This window comes from Actinoallomurus vinaceus (assembly GCF_039542055.1).
Taxonomy (GTDB): Bacteria; Actinomycetota; Actinomycetes; order Streptosporangiales; family Streptosporangiaceae; genus Actinoallomurus; species Actinoallomurus vinaceus.
In genome coordinates, this window is sequence record NZ_BAABHK010000003.1 from 120,655 (window position 1) to 135,602 (window position 14,948).

The following is a 14,948-nucleotide window of genomic DNA, read 5'->3' on the forward strand; positions in this document are numbered from 1 at the left end:
GGCACACGGCGCTGATACGGGTCTGACGCTCTCGTCCCGCGACGTGTCGGCGCCGCGTTCGCGCACCCGGCCGGCCAGGGCCCTGCCCTGATTTGGGTACTGGAGGGTGCGCGCGCGAAGATCGGGGGATGGACGGGGGCACGCGGCTTCGCATCACGCTGCTCGGTGCCTTTCAGGCGTCTCGCGGTGACGCCGCCCTGGCCGTTGCGGGTGCGCGGTTGCAGGGTCTGGTCGTACGGCTGGCGCTCGCCGGCGGGCGGGCGGTCGAGCAGGGCGTCCTGGTCGACGCGATCTGGGCCGAGAACCCGCCGGCCGGCCCCGCCCACGCCCTGCAGGCCCTCGTCTCGCGGCTGCGCCGGACTCTCGGCTCGGCCGGCGACGTCGCCCAGGTCGTGGGCGGCTACCGGCTGGCCGTGGACGCGGCCGACGTGGACGCGCTGCGGTTCGAGCAACTGGCCGCCACCGGCCGTGACCGGCTGCGCGCCGGCGACCCGAATGCCGCGGCGGCGCTGCTCGGCGAGGCCGTGGCGTTGTGGGGCGACCGTCCCGGCGCCGAGCCCACGGTCGTGGCCGCGGTCGCGCCCGCCGCCGCGACCCGGCTGGCCCACGCCTCGGTCGAGGCCGTCGCCGACCTCGCCGACGCCGAACTGTCCCTGGGCCGTGCCGACGCGGCCGCCGCCCGCCTGACCGCCCTGCTCGCCGAGCAGCCGGTCCACGAGCGGGCGGCCGCGCTGCTCATGGACGCGCTCGCCGCCCAGGGCCGCCAGGCCGAGGCCCTGGCCCTGTACGAGCGGGTCCGCGAGACCCTGGCCGACGTCCTCGGCACCGACCCGGGCGCCGCCCTGCAAGAGCGCCACCTGCGCCTGCTGCGCGCCGAGCGGCCCGCCCCGGCCGCCGACGCCGCGCGGACCAGGCCGAGTGACCTGCCCGCGCCGCTGACCAGCTTCATCGGGCGCGACGACGAGCTCGCCCGGATCGACACGCTGCTCGCCACCGGGCGCCTGGTCACCGTGCTCGGTCCCGGCGGCGCCGGCAAGACGCGCCTCGCCGTCGAGGCCGCCCGCCGCCACGAGTACCGCGACGGCGCCTGGATGGTCGACCTGGCCTCGGTCACCGAGCCGGCCAAGGTCGGCGCGGCCGTGCTGGCCGGGATCGGGCTGCGCGGCTCGGCGCTGTTCGAGGCTTCGGCCAAGCTGCGCGGCGACCTGGTCGGCGAACTGGACGTGCTGGCCGACCAGCTGGGCGGCCGGGAGAGCCTGCTCGTCGTGGACAACTGCGAGCACCTGATCGACGCCGTGGCGCACCTGGCCGCGGCGCTGCTGGCCCGCTGCGCCGGGCTGCGCGTGCTGGCCACCAGCCGCGAGCCGCTGGCGATCGACGGCGAGGCGCTGGTCCCGCTCGGCCCGCTCACCCTGCCCGGGCCGGACACGGACGTCGAGCGGGCCCGCCGTACGGCGTCGGTGCGCCTGTTCACCGAGCGGGCGGCGGCGGTGCGGCCCGGGTTCGACGTCGACGAGCACAACCTCGGCGAGGTGCTGCGCGTCGTCCGCGGCCTGGACGGCATGCCGCTCGCGCTCGAGCTGGCCGCGGCCCGCCTGCGTACCCTCTCGCTGGCCGACCTGGCCGCCGGGCTGTCCGACCGGTTCCGCCTGCTCACCACCGGCAGCCGCACCGCGCTGCCCCGGCACCGCACGCTGCGCGCGGTCATCGCCTGGAGCTGGGAGCCGCTGAGCGAGCACGAACGTACGGTCGCGGAACGGATCTCGATCCTGCCCGGCGGCGTCACGCCGGCCTCGGCCACCGCGGTCTGCGCCGGCACCGCGGTGCCGGCGCGCGAGATCCCGGAGCTGCTCGCGGACCTGGTCGACCGGTCCCTGCTGCAGCTCGCGCCGGACACCGGCCGGTACCGGATGCTGGAGACGATCCGCGAATACGGCCTGGAGAGCCTGGCCGAGCAGGGCACCCTGACCGGCGTGCGGGACCTGGCCGCCCGTCACTTCGCCGAGCTGGTCGCCCGCCACGACCCGCTGCTGCGCGGCCCCGAGCAGCTCGACGCACTCCACGTGCTGCGCGCCGAGTACGACAACCTGCTCGCCGCCCTGCGCCACCTCTGCGACACCGGCGACGCCGGCGGCGCGATCGGGCTCGCGGTGAACCTGACCTGGTACTGGCAGATGCTCGGCCGGCACCCCGACGCGGCCTACTGGCTCGGCGAGGCGGTCGCGTTGCCGGCCGAGCGGCCGAGCGTGGAGCGCGACATCGCCGAGGGGATGCTGCTGCTCAACACCATCGCCACCCAGAGCGCGCTGGCCAAAGAGTCGATCAAGGAGCGGCGCGAGGAGCTGCGGGCGCTCACCGACCGGCTGCTGAGCCATCCGGAGTTGCCGGGCTTCGGCGGCGCGCTGACCGCGGTCGGGCTGGCCTCCCTGAAGGAGACCGAGGCGTCGCCGACGATCATCCAGCGGCTGGTCGACGGGCCGGACGTGTGGCTGGCCGGGCTGGCCCACATGTTCCGGGCCCAGTTCGCCGAGAACGAGGGCCACCTCGACCAGGTCCCCAGCGACGTGACCGCCGCCCTGGAGTGCTTCGCCCGGGCGGGCGACCGCTGGGGCCTGGCCAGGGCGCTGCCGCTGCGCGCGCTGCTGCGGCAGTACGACGGCGATCTCGACGGCGCGCTGACCGACTTGAACGAGGCCAAACGACTGGCCCGTGAGTTCGGGTCGCTCAGCCTCAGCGACGAGATCTTCATCGACCTGCGCTGGATCGATCTGCACGTGCGGCTCGGCGAGACCGCGCGAGCGGCCGAGATGATCGCCGCGACCCGGGAGCGCGCGCTGCGCTCGGCGTCGCCCGAGATGGCGATTCTGCTCGACGCGCGGGAGGCCGGCCTGCGGGTGCGGTTCGGTGACCTGGACCGGGCGCGCGAGCTGGTCGAGTCGGCCGAGGCCGGGCTGTCCGGGCGACTCCCGTTCGGCAGCGACCACGGGCAGGCGCTGGTCGGCACGGTGCGGGGCGCGCTCTGCCTCGAGCTCGGCGACGGGCCGGGCGCCGAGGAGGCGCTCGGCCGGGCGTACGCGGCGGCGGTCGAAAGCAGGGACATGCCGATCGTGGCGACGGTGGCGGTGGCCGTGGCCGGCCTCGCGGCGCTGTACGGGCGGCACCGTGACGTGGCCGTGCTGCTCGGCGCCGCCTCCCGGCTGCGCGGCGCTCACGACCGCACCGATCGGCAGGTTCGCGAGCTCACCCGCAGCGGGCAGGCCGCGCTGGGCGAGGAGGCCTTCGCCGCGGCGTACGGCAAGGGCTGGGAGCTGGACGGGAAGACGGCCGTGACCGAAGTCGACCCGGCCCGGCTGCGCCGGGAACTCAGGACGGCTCACTAGATGATCAATGCGCGGGAAATGGTAGATCGAACCCATTTTCCGCCCTTGCCACTTTTCTCCAAGGGCGGCAGATCGGTCGCCGGGGCCGGCTGGAACGTCACCTTCGACAACAACGGCAACCGCGACGACTCGGTTCCGGCCGTGGTCCGGCTCTGCCCGGCCAAGGCCGCCGGCCAGGCCCCGCAGACGGTGCAGCTCCTCTCGGGGAGTGAGAAGTGCCCATGACGCTCACCTCGGGGAGTGAGGCGGTCATCGATCGGGCGTGGTGAGCGTGCGCGCCCTTCCCGCGGCCGCGACACGAAGGCCTGCGGCCAGCCGGTCGAGGTCGGCGTCCGGCCACCGCTGTTCGATCGCCCTGACGAGCGCGACGACCAGGTCCCGGCCGTCGATGCCGCGCGCGGGTCCGCCGTCGCCCGGCAGCCGCCGCCACAGGTCGTTGATCGCCTCGAGGTACACATCGGTCGGCCGCACGGTGTTCGCCTGCCGGAGCAGGTCGACAACCGTCGCGACCGGCAACCTCCCGACGTCGTCGCGCAGGCGCAGGAGGACGAGCCGGTGGAGCTCCGGGAAGGCGGCGACGGCACGGAGGCATTCGCCGTAGACGGCCGCGCGGTCACGGTCGGAGGCGTCCCGCGTGTGGTCGAGCCGCGCCAGCTGGTAGGCGGGCAGGATCGTCGTCTCGCCGTCCGCGCTCCAACGGATCCGGTCGCCCAGGGCCTGGATGAAGGGCACGGACTGGAGAAAGAGCAGCCCGAGACGCCAGTTCGGCAGGAACGCCATCCGCCGGACGAGGAGCCCGATGTCGCTGGTGGCGGGCACGCGAAGCTCGTAGGGGCCGATGGGATCGCCGGAGAGGTACACGTCGTAGTCGGTCGACTCCGGCCGCGAGCCGGGCGGTGAGATGGCGAAGGCGTCCAGCACCGACACCGCGGAACCGTCCTCCCGGCTCAGCCGGATCCGGAGGTCGTCCGCCAGGCGCACCTTGACCCGGAGGGTCACCACGATCCCGTCCCACTCCGACGGCGACAGCTGCGCCCGCCAGAGGTGACTGAGCTGGAGCCAGCGCTCCACCACGGCGGCACCCGAGCCGGAGAACATCTCCGCCACGGTGGTCCCCTCGTCGGAGAGGAGGACGAGGAGGACGGTGAGGTTGGCCGAGTATGCGGCGAGCCGCCGCGTGACCGGGTGCCCGACCGGCTCGTAGGCGGCGTACGACCTGCCGCCGTGCGGGTACAGCGCGCCGTCGAGGAGCTCCAGCAGCAGCGTCCTGCGGGGGTCGTGGTCGCCCGCCGGGGTACGGCGCAGAAGCTCCGCCAGGAAGCCGACGATCGGTGCGCGTTCGGAAACGCACGCGAAGGACAGGACCGCGAAGAGGAAGCCGTCGTCGGGCCGGCCACCGGCCGCCGTCGAGCGCGCGCTCATGACCTCCCGGACGGCGACCAGGTCGCCGAGGGCGCGGACGGCCAGCCAGGCGACGAGGAACTCCCCGAATGTCGGATGCAGGAACTCGTAGCTGCGGGTCCGCTGGTCGCGTACCCGGGCCTCGGAGCGGTGGATGAAGAAGAACCGGCTGGTGACCTGCTGCGCCGCGCTGAGCGCCGCCGTGTCGCGGGAGGCGGTCGCGGCCCGCTCCGGCAGCAGCACGGCGAGGTCCCGGTCCAGATCGTCCTCGGAGGCGGTCTGCATGCCCCGGGCGAACATGGCGACCGCGGCGACGGCCAGCCGTTCCAGTTCCGCTTCGGCGAGCCTGCGCTGGGCCTCGGACGGCAGTGCCGCGTTCTGCGGCGACTTGCGTATCTCGCGGAAGGCGAAGTCCATCAACAGGGCCTCGTACAGCCCCGCCTGTCCCAGGGCGGTCGCACCCGCGTGCTGCAGCGCGTTGTCGTTCGCGTCGAAGATGGCGAGCAGGAGCAGGAGGAGCGGCTGCCGGGCGAGCTCACGATGGGCCAGTACGGTCTCGGCCGGCAGCGTACGCCGCGCCCGTGACTGGAGGATGTCGGCGTTGTGCCGGTTCCACACGCCCAGCCAGTACCGCACCTGCTCGTCGGTGAAGGGCTGGAGTTGCAGTGCGATGCAGCCCGCCGGATACCGCACGCGGTCGGCGACCACGGTGCGGCTCGTCACGATGACGGCGATCGGGTGACCGATGGCGAGCTGCCGGCGCTGCAGCTCGCGTACCTGCTCCAGATAGTCGTACCGGTTGACGCCGGACGCCTGCAGCAGCTCGTCGAAACCGTCGAGCATCACGACCGGCAGGGCCCCGTCCGCCGCGTCGAGCAGGTCGGGCAGGGTCACCCGCTCCCCCGACTGCTGGAGGATCGCCTGCTCGATCTGTTCCTGGATCAGGGATTCGGCGGCGACGTCCCGCAGCTCGACCCGGATCGGCAGGAAGTCCTCCTCCGGGAGCCGCGCGGCGAGGACCTCGGTGAGCTTGGACTTGCCCGACCCGGGCTCGCCGAGGACGACGAGCGGGGCCTGGACCGCCCGGGGAGAGGTGAGGTAGCCGGAGAGGAACGCCTCGGCGTAGGGCGCCGGCTCCTGGCGCTCCCACCACTCCTGTCCCGCGGGGACGTCCCCCGGCCGGACCTCCGCCACCTTGCAGCGGGGGTTGACGTACGCCTCGCCGAGCGTGGGCAGGACGACCCCTTCGGGCGTCCGGCCCGCCGCGACGATCGGCTCGGTGAGCGCCACGCGATAACCGCGCAGCAGATGGCGCCGCGGCCGGTCGCCGGGCCGGCTCGCCGCCATCTCGGTGAGGATCCGGCCCACCTCGGACAGGCCGGCGCCGAGCGCGTCGACCCGGGTGAGGTTCGCCCAGACCTCGAACTCCCGGTTGTCGGTGGCCAGGCGGCGGAACGCCTGTTCATAGCCGCGCAGGGCGGCCGGCGGCACGGCCATGACCGCCCGCGTCAGGCGCGTGCGTTCGGGGCCGGTGAGGTCGTCCCAGGCGGCGACGCCGCGGATGAAGGTCGTGAGCCGTCTCGACATGAGCTCGTAGGTCGCCGTGATCGCCGCCCGGGTGCGCTCGTACGGCACGTGCGGCTCGGGCAGCGGGAGCCGCTCGTTCACCAGCCCCTCGAGCAGCTCGGCGCCCCCTCGCGCCGGAACGCCGCCGGTCGCGGTCGCGACCCGCTCGGCGGCGGTCAGCTCCAGCCGGTCGAGCGCGATCGGCAGGTCCGCCTGTTCGAGCGCCTCGAAGTAGGAGGACACCACGAGGACGGCATGGGCCGCGGCGAGGCGCTGCGTCCGGTCGAAGCGGGAGAGCCCGTTGCGCCGCTCCGAGATCCGGCGCACGGTCTCGTGCCCGAACCTGACGATCTCCTCTTTCAGGTCGAACAGGTTGAGGGGGGCCGACACGTCGTGTCCGGTGGCCGCCGCCGCCACCGTCCACGTCGCGAGTCCCGCCGCCGCCAGCCGGTCGACGATGCCGACCAGGCGGCTGTGCGGGGTGCCGAGGATCTTCAGGGCGTCGGCGTAGGTCAGCGACTCTGCCACACGGGCTCCTGGCGTGAGGGGGACGGTGCTCCCATGGCGAAGGTGCTCCCATCATCACCCAGGGAGCCTGGAGGTTCCCACGACGGCGGGACCGTCCTCAGTGGCGGTCGCCCGGGTCGTCGTACTCGATCTGCGAGGCGGGCCGGAAGGGCCCGGCGACGATCTCACGGATGAACCGGCCGTTCTCGAAGATCTCCTCGGCGGAGACCTCGTACGTGAACTCCTGACCGGGCTGGAGCACCCGAGTGCCGATCACGACGGAGCGCTGGGCACGGTAGATCGACGCCCACGGCGAGCAGTAGTACATCGATCCGGTCCGCACGATGTCGCCTCGGTGCAGCGCCGCGTTGATCTGCTCCTGGACGCGCAGCGTCTTGGCGGGGTCGGGGTCGTGCCGCCACATCTCCTCGATCGATCGGGCGGCCTGCACGTCGTTCGCCCAGCGGTGGAGGGAGCCGGGGTCGCTCAGGCACCAGGGGTCGAAGCCCACGGCGCCCGGAAGGGGCAACCGGTCGCCCACCACGCCCACGCCCGTCACGCCGCGGCCGTACGTCGCGAGCAGGCTCGGCATCGCGAGGAGCTGGCCCAGGTGGTAGTACGCGCTGAGCGCGTGCTGGAGCCGCTGCTCGATGATCTCGTGCAGCTCCTGGCCCGCGCCGGGTTCGAAGACGTGCGCGGCGTAGTCGGCGGCGGACGACGCCTCGGCGGCGATCTGGCGCAGCCTGGCCAGGTCGGCGCGGTGGCCGTCGTGAGCGCACGCGACCTCGAAGGTGCCCAGCGCGACCTCGGCGTGCTCCCGGATGGCGTCACCGGCTGCGATCATGGCCTGCAGGTGCGCGGCGGGGCACGGATCGATCTCGATCCAGCCGGGCAGGTCGGCCGGCAGCGTCATGCCGGGGTCCGGCCGGTAGTCCGGGTTGGCAGCGGCCTGACGGGTCAGGGAGAGCCAGCCCTCGACCTGGCCGAAGAACGCCCAGACCTGCTCGGCCGTCACCCTGGGCAGGTACCCGATGGTGCGGGTGTCGGCACGGTAGTCGGCCTCGATCATCTTGTCGCCCAGCGTCTGCAGGACGTAGGCGTTCCAGGCGTACAGCTGCTGGGCGGCGGCCGCGACCGGGGCGTCCCAGGCGTCGACCTCCCGCGCGGTCAGGTCCCGCCGTACGGCCTCGGCCTCGTCGAGCGCCCGGTAGACCGCGACCCCGGCCTTCTGGATCGACTCGATCGTGTTGGCGGGGACCTCTTTCTTGAACCCCGCGACCACACGTGTCAGCAAGCCCGGATTGGCCGCCATCGTTCTCCCGTCATCCCCGAAGGTGCTCTTCGCCGTCCTTCGACGCGGTCAGGACGGGTCGCGTTCCATGATCGCAAAGACACGGCGGGGCCGCGACGCGGCCCCGCCGTCCGTCGTCAGTTGCCCGTCAGGGGCGTCGTCGTCACCGGCTGCTTCAGCGCGCTCTCCTTCATCCACTTGGTGAAGGACAGCTGCCAGTAGCCCCAGCCGTTGTTCCACTCCAGGTCGCGAGTGGTCCCGGTGATGACGACAGGGTCACCGCGGTAGGAGAGGTTGAAGAACCACTTGGCGCCGGCGGGCGTCTGCCGGACGCAGCCGTGGCTGCAGTTGCTGTGCCCGAGGCAGCCGTACTCGCCGGGGCTCTCGTGGAGGTACTCGCCGCTGTTGCTGATCTGGACGTCCTTGTAGACCAGCTCGTGGTAGTACCCGGGCTCGCCTTCCTTGATGTTCGGCGAGGTCATGGTCACGACGGGCTCCTTGCCCATCGTGAGGTGGACGCCGCTCGTGGTGCGGAAGTCGTTGCCGTGGGAGTCGCCGCCGCCCATGCCACCGCTCACCGGGATCGTCTTGGCGAGCCTGCCGTCGACGTAGACCTTGCTCTTGTGGCTCTTGAGGTTGACCTTCGCGACGTGGGAGGCGCCGATCGAGAAGTCACGGGTGACGTCCTTGGTGCCGTACACGCCGGCGGAGGCCCGTACGCCTGCCAGGTGCGCGACGAGGCTGACCTTGCTGTGCGCGGGCCAGTACGACTTGGTCCGGAAGATGACCTGCTCGCTGGTGATCCAGCGCCACGAGCCCTCCATCGGGGAGGTCGAGCGCACCTCCAGGGCCTTCTCGACCGCCGCGCGGTTGCTGACCGGCTGGTCGAAGGTCACGGTGATCGGCATGCCGACGCCGACGGTCTCCCCCGCGTTCGGCATCACGTCGCTGATCTTCACCGTCGAGGACGCCTTGAGCGTCGTGAACTTACTCGTGGCGGTCGTGACCTTGCCCTTGGCGTTCTTGGCGGTGGCGGTCACGGTGTACGTGGCGCCGGGCTTGAGCGTCCACTTGGTGGTCCAGCTCTTCTTGTCCGCGGACAGGGCGCCGTCGACGGTGCTCTGGCCCGCCTGCACGGTCACCTGTTCCAGGACGCCGCTGCTCGCCGTGACCGTGACGCCCTTGTCCGGGCGCACCTTCTTGGCCCCATTGGCCGGAGTGATCGTGGCCGCCGCGTCGGGGGCCTTGGCCTCCTTACCCGCCGGGGAGGCGTTACCGCTGGATGAGCACGCCGCGGCCAGCGTGAGAACCGCTCCGGCCGTCGCCGGCATAATCCATCGACTCGAATGCCTCATGCGCACTGATGACCCCACTTCGCGCAGAAGATGCGCGGCTGAGGAGGGCATGCCAAGAAGGCGCCGCCGCGCATCGTAGATCCCCGGTAATTCGAGCATCATAGTATCGATCATCGGCAATTAGCCCGGCAATCGGTGGTTTCCAGGCTCTTGACAGGAAATCGTGATCAGATCGTCAGGGACCGAGCGCGATGGAGACGGACTCCAGGTAGCCGCGCAGGCCCTCCGGCCCCATCTCGCGGCCGAGGCCGGACTGCTTGAAACCTCCGAACGGCGTGCCGAACGCCTGCGGAAAGCCGTTCAGGCCGCCCGGACGCCCGCCGCCCACGACCGTGGCGCCCTCGGCCCGGCCCATCGCGACGTACCCTTCGACCCGCGCCCGCTGCGTCTCGCTGATCAGCGGGCCGATTTCGGTGTCGGATCGAACGGGTCGCCGACGCGCAGGCCGGCGAAGGCGGCGAGCAGGTAGGCGCTCAGCGGGCCGTTCCAGGGGGTGATGGCGGCGACCATGACCGCGGCGTCGCCGAGCCGCTCGATGTGATCCGCCGCGGCGCGAAGGACGGCGGCGCGCTCGACGGCCGGTCGGTGGCGCCGGTCACCACCGGCGAACGTCTCGGCGGCCCGCACGACGGCCGCGTCGGCGGCGGCCGGCCGGACCTCCCCCACGGGCTTTCCCGTGGCCGGGCTGCGCACCTGGGTGACCGCGCCGCCACCGGACTCGTCTCAGATGCCGCCCACGAACACGCCGGGCCGGTCGTGAGTGCTGGAGACCGTCATTTCGCGCCTTCCATGCTCCGCGGAAGGTGCATCATCACTGTCAGCCGACGACGGTGACGGTCTCGGCGACGGGCCGCGGCTCTCGCGGCGTGCAGGGAGCGGAGACCTCGCCGAAGAGCGCGGTGGTGGCCTTGAGGGCGACCTTGCCGAGCCGGAGCTGATCATCCCCCACCGCCCGCGGGGTCCAGACTCCCGAGAGGTCACCCGTCACCGGCTGGTACGCGGCGACCGGACCGCCGGAACCCGACAGGCGGAACACACCCGTCTGCGCCCCGGCGACCTCGACGTCGGCCGTGGCGGTCCAGGAGTCGACGGCCACCGGCGGCCGCAGGCTCAGACGGGAGACGTGCAGGACGACGCGCGTGAGGCTGCCGGCGACGGGCCGGCTCGGTGTGGTGGCCAGGACGCCGTCGAGGCGAACGCTCTTGTCCCCGAGCAGCGGGACCGCACACGTATAGCCCATGGAGAAGCGGTCAGCACGCGCCGGGGCCTGCCGAGCACGGGCGGGGGCCTGCGCGGCGCTGATTCCGAGCGCGACGGCCGCCGTCGCGATGGCCGTACGCCCGACGAGCGACTCGATCATCTGATGCTCCCTTGGCCGAGGTCCTCCTCGCCAAGAAGATCATCATGAGCCCGCCACCGGGCGACGGCGTGAAACGCGCTTCGACGGAATCTTTAATCGCCTCGCACCCACGGAGAGCCTTGGCGACGGTCGTTGTGCCGGCAAGGCTCTCGATCCACGTCACCGCCTGCGTGAAGACGCGGTCAGGCGGGCTGCCACAGCTCGACCCGATTGCCCTCAGGATCGGTGACCCAGCCGAATCGACCGACACCCTCCATGTCCTGCGTCTCGTTGGCCACGTCCGCTCCCTTGGCGCGCAACTGCGCGAGCATCGCGTCCAGGTCGCGGACCCGGAAGTTGAGCATGGTTTGCTGGGCGCGGGACCCGAAATAGTCGCTCTCGGACTCGAACGTCGCGAACACCGTCGGCCCGGCTCCCTGACGCCACAGGCCGTTCTCATCGGCGTCCAACCCCAGGCAATCGCGATACCACGCGCCCAGGGCCGCCGGGTCGGCGGCCCGCAGGAAGTATCCACCGATTCCAAGCACACGTTCCATGCCGTTATCTTGCCAGGACGGCGATCGGGTGAGCTGGCACCACACCACCGCCCGCTTCGCCCCCACCTCAATCGCGGGGGAACTCGTAAGGCCCGCAGCCTCATTGAGGCCCGCGGTGCCGGGCGCGACGAGCCCGCCGCTGCACTGCCGCCGAGCCACGGCCCCTACCGTCGCTCCGCCACCGTGCCTATCGGCGCCGGGCGGTGGGGACGACCAGAGGGGTTCCGGTCTCCGGGTCGTCGATGACGCGGCACGGCAGGCCGAAGACCTCCTCGACCCGCTCGGCCGTGACGACGTCGGCGGGCGTTCCCTCGGCGACGACGCGCCCGTCGCGCATCGCGATCAGATGGTCGGCGTAGCGGGCCGCGTGGTTCAGATCGTGCAGCACGGCGACCAGGGTGCGGCCCTGCTCCCGGTGGAGCCGCGCGCACAGGTCGAGGACGTCGATCTGGTGGGCGATGTCCAGGTAGGTCGTCGGCTCATCGAGCAGGAGCAGCGGAGTCTCCTGGGCGAGGACCATCGCGATCCAGACGCGCTGCCGCTGGCCGCCGGACAGCTCGTCCACGTAGGCGTCGGCCAGGTCCGCCACGCCGGTGGCGGCCATCGACTCCTGGACGACGCGCTCGTCATCGCGCGACCACTGGCGAAACAGCCCCTGGTGCGGATGACGGCCGCGCGCGACGAGATCGCCGACCCTGATGCCGTCCGGGGCGATCGACGACTGCGGCAACAGCCCGAGCGTCCGGGCCACCGCCCGGGTGGACCGGGCGTGGATGTCCCGGCCGTCCAGCAGAACGGTGCCCGAGCGCGGCTTGAGCATCCGCGCGAGGGCGCGCAGCAGAGTGGACTTGCCGCAGGCGTTCGGCCCGACGATGACCGTGAAGGAGCGGTCGGGAATGCCCACGGTCAGCCCTTCGGCGACCGTCCGGCGCTCGTACGCGAGGGTCAGCCCCCGCCCCAGCAGCCTCGGCACTCCGCCCCCGCGTCCACTTGTGCCGGATCCCGCGCCGTGTCCGTCCGCTTCGGACGCCACGGCCGCCCCGCGTCCGTCCGCTTCAGATGCCACGGCCACCCTGGGACCGCCTGCGCCGGACGCCGCACCCGCGCCCTGTCCGGCTGCTCCGGATGCCGCGTCCGCGCTCTGTTCCCGTTCGCTCGTCCTGTCGTGTCCCACGTTCCCTGCTTCCGTCGTCGAGATTTCCGAGGTCTTCACGGCCGACCCGTACGCCGGTCTCATAGCCGGCCCGTACGGCGGCGGGCGGCGAGCAGTCCGACCAGGTAGGCGCCGCCGAGCACGCCGGTCACCACGCCGACGGGCAGTTGGTGGCCGGGGATCAGCCGCTGGGCGGCCAGGTCGGCGGTGACCAGGAGGGCTGCGCCCATGCACAGCGAGGGCAGCAGGTTCGGGCCCGGGTCGCGGGTCAGCCGCCGCGCGAGTTGCGGGGCGGTCAGAGCGACGAACGCCACCGGGCCGGTGGCCGCGGCGGCCAGCGCGCAGAGCAGGACGGCGGCGGCCAGCAGGCCCAGCCGTACCGCGTCCACTCTGACGCCGAGCGCGGTGGCCGCGTCGTCGCCCATCTCCAGGATCCGCAGTCCCCGGGCGCAGCCGACCAGCACCACCGGCACGACGACGGCCATCGCCGCGAGCAGCGGGGCGAGGTCGGCCCAGCCGCGCCCGTCGAGGGTGCCGGTCAGCCACAGGACGGCGCGCGCGGCGTCGGGGATGTTCGCGCGGGTCAGCAGGTAGCCGTTGATCCCGGCGAGGATCGCGTAGACGCCGATGCCGGTCAGGACGAGCCGGTCGCCGTGCAGGCCCTCGCGCCAGGCCAGCAGGTAGATCACGGCTCCGGTCACCAGTCCGCCGACCACCGCCCCGGTCGCCAGGAGGACTCCACCGCCGCCGATGACGACGATCACGGTCAGTGCCCCGGCCGCCGCGCCCTGGGTGAATCCGAGGAGGTCGGGGCTGCCGAGCGGGTTGCGGGCCAGTGCCTGGAACGCCGCGCCGGACAGCGCGAGCGCCCCACCGGCCAGCAGCGCCGTGAGCACGCGCGGCAGGCGTACCTGCTCGACGATGAAGGCGTCGGCGGGGGTGCCCTGCCCGAGGAGCGTGCGGACGACGTCCGCCGGGCTCATCGGATAATCGCCGCCGCCGATGGCGAGGACGGCGACGACCAGGGCGACCAGCGTGCACGCCGCCCCGACGGCCAGGGGCCGCGGCCGCAGCCGTACGGAGAGCCCGCCCGAGGTCCGGATCACGATGGCCCGGGTCATGCGCCGACCACCCGCCCACGCCGAACGACGGCCAGGGCCACGGCCGCACCGACAACCCACCCGAGACCCGGAGCACAACGGTCCGCATCACGCGTCCACGCCGGACGACCGCCAGCGGCCGCAGCCGTACCAAGAACCTGCCCGCGGGCGCGGACCACAGCAGTGCGTATCACGCGCCCACCGCCCGTCCACGCCGGACGACGGCCAGGAAGACCGGGCCGCCCGCCACCATCGTGACGATGCCCACCTGGATCTCGGCGGGCCGGCCGACGACGCGGCCGAGCACGTCCGCCCCGATGAGTGTCACCGGCGCGAGCACCGCGCAGTACGGGAGCAGCCGGCGCAGGTCGGGGCCGGTGAGAGCGCGGACGAGGTGCGGGACCATGAGGCCGACGAACACGATCGGCCCGCAGGCGGCGGTGGCCGCGCCGCACAGCAGCGTGACGGCGACGATGGCACCGACGCGGGTGCCGCCGGGGCGCGCGCCGAGCGCGCGGGCGGCGTCGTCGCCCAGGGCCAGCGCGTTGAGCGGGCGGGCCAGGACGGCGGTGAGCAGCACGCCGACCGCGATGAACGGGGCGACGCCCGTCACCGTCGACGGCCGGGCGCCGGCCAGCGAGCCGACCGTCCAGAATCGCATCCGGTCCAGGGAGGCGGTGTCCAGGAGTTCGACCGCGCTGACGTACGCGAACAGCGCGGCGTTGACGGCCGCTCCGGCCAGCGCGAGCCGCCCGGGGGTGGCGGAGCGTCCGCCGCCGACGGCCCAGACGAGGGCCGAGACCACGCCCGCCCCCGCGAAGGCGAACCACACGTACCCGGCCACGGACGTGATCCCGAGGAAGGTGATCGCGGTGACGATGGCGGCCGAGGCGCCGGCGTTGATGCCGAGCAGCCCCGGATCGGCGAGGGGGTTGCGGGTGAGCGCCTGCATCACTCCGCCCGCGAGGCCGAGGCCGATTCCGGCCAGGAGCCCCAGCAGGGTGCGCGGCAGCCGCGTCTCGCGGACGACCGTGTAGGCGGGCGCGTGCGGGTCGAGGAGGCCATGCCACACCTCGCCGAGCGAGTACTGCCGGGCGCCGATGGCCAGGCCGGCGGCGACGACGGCGAGCAGGAGCAACAGCGCGGCGAGCAGCCCGCCGACGCCCAGGCGCCGGCGTCCTTCCCCGGCGGGGGGTGCCGCCGTCGGCGGTCTCGGTGACTTCGTGACGGACACGTATCAGCTCCGCTGCGGATCGAGAGCACGATCACACTGGACAACACGAACTTAGGTTAGGTTAA

General features: G+C 73.0%; 12 protein-coding genes and 1 pseudogene. 2 read left to right on the forward strand and 11 right to left on the reverse strand.

Annotated elements, in window-relative coordinates:
• Positions 1 to 128: 128 nt before the first annotated feature.
• Both ABEA24_RS11720 and ABEA24_RS11725 read left to right on the forward strand, forming a co-directional pair.
• Entirely contained in the window at positions 129 to 3,380 is a 3,252-nt protein-coding gene (locus ABEA24_RS11720) for an ATP-binding protein (RefSeq protein WP_345430759.1), read from the forward strand.
• Positions 3,381 to 3,425: 45 nt separating this feature from the next.
• Positions 3,426 to 3,605, forward strand: coding sequence for a hypothetical protein (locus ABEA24_RS11725; RefSeq protein ID WP_345430760.1), 180 nt, complete (start codon positions 3,426 to 3,428; stop codon positions 3,603 to 3,605).
• Positions 3,606 to 3,629: 24 nt separating this feature from the next.
• Here the strand turns inward: ABEA24_RS11725 and ABEA24_RS11730 are convergent, their stop codons facing one another.
• The 11 genes and pseudogenes from ABEA24_RS11730 to ABEA24_RS11770 all read right to left on the reverse strand — a co-directional run bounded on the left by ABEA24_RS11730 (position 3,630) and on the right by ABEA24_RS11770 (position 14,883).
• On the reverse strand, positions 3,630 to 6,875 hold the full coding sequence (locus tag ABEA24_RS11730) for an NACHT domain-containing protein (protein ID WP_345430761.1): 3,246 nt from the start codon (positions 6,873 to 6,875) through the stop codon (positions 3,630 to 3,632).
• 97 nt (positions 6,876 to 6,972) lie between these two features.
• On the reverse strand, positions 6,973 to 8,148 hold the full coding sequence (locus ABEA24_RS11735; protein WP_345430762.1) for a hypothetical protein: 1,176 nt from the start codon (positions 8,146 to 8,148) through the stop codon (positions 6,973 to 6,975).
• Between the two features lie 134 nt (positions 8,149 to 8,282).
• Complete coding sequence (locus ABEA24_RS11740; protein WP_345430763.1) at positions 8,283 to 9,476, reverse strand: L,D-transpeptidase; 1,194 nt, start codon at positions 9,474 to 9,476, stop codon at positions 8,283 to 8,285.
• A gap of 199 nt (positions 9,477 to 9,675) precedes the next feature.
• Positions 9,676 to 9,855, reverse strand: a complete 180-nt coding sequence (locus tag ABEA24_RS11745) for an aldehyde dehydrogenase family protein (protein ID WP_425551171.1) — start codon at positions 9,853 to 9,855, stop codon at positions 9,676 to 9,678.
• Positions 9,856 to 9,909 (reverse strand): annotated as a pseudogene (locus ABEA24_RS53480) (hypothetical protein); the annotation flags it as partial.
• Positions 9,897 to 10,166 (reverse strand): hypothetical protein, encoded by a 270-nt coding sequence (locus ABEA24_RS53485; RefSeq protein ID WP_425551172.1) that lies wholly within the window; start codon positions 10,164 to 10,166, stop codon positions 9,897 to 9,899. The pseudogene ABEA24_RS53480 and the gene ABEA24_RS53485, both read right to left, overlap by 13 nt.
• A 151-nt stretch (positions 10,167 to 10,317) precedes the next feature.
• Positions 10,318 to 10,860, reverse strand: a complete 543-nt coding sequence (locus ABEA24_RS11750; protein WP_345430764.1) for a hypothetical protein — start codon at positions 10,858 to 10,860, stop codon at positions 10,318 to 10,320.
• Positions 10,861 to 11,042: 182 nt separating this feature from the next.
• Entirely contained in the window at positions 11,043 to 11,396 is a 354-nt protein-coding gene (locus ABEA24_RS11755; RefSeq protein WP_345430765.1) for a VOC family protein, read from the reverse strand.
• A gap of 187 nt (positions 11,397 to 11,583) precedes the next feature.
• The gene (locus tag ABEA24_RS11760) at positions 11,584 to 12,369 is read right to left on the reverse strand and encodes an ABC transporter ATP-binding protein (protein ID WP_345430766.1); all 786 of its coding nucleotides are present in this window, start codon (positions 12,367 to 12,369) and stop codon (positions 11,584 to 11,586) included.
• Positions 12,370 to 12,629: 260 nt separating this feature from the next.
• Positions 12,630 to 13,670: a FecCD family ABC transporter permease gene (locus tag ABEA24_RS11765; protein ID WP_345430767.1), complete on the reverse strand. Its 1,041-nt coding sequence runs from the start codon at positions 13,668 to 13,670 to the stop codon at positions 12,630 to 12,632.
• A gap of 169 nt (positions 13,671 to 13,839) precedes the next feature.
• A complete protein-coding gene (locus ABEA24_RS11770) occupies positions 13,840 to 14,883 on the reverse strand; it encodes a FecCD family ABC transporter permease (protein ID WP_345430768.1) in 1,044 nt (347 codons plus the stop codon).
• Positions 14,884 to 14,948: the final 65 nt, after the last annotated feature.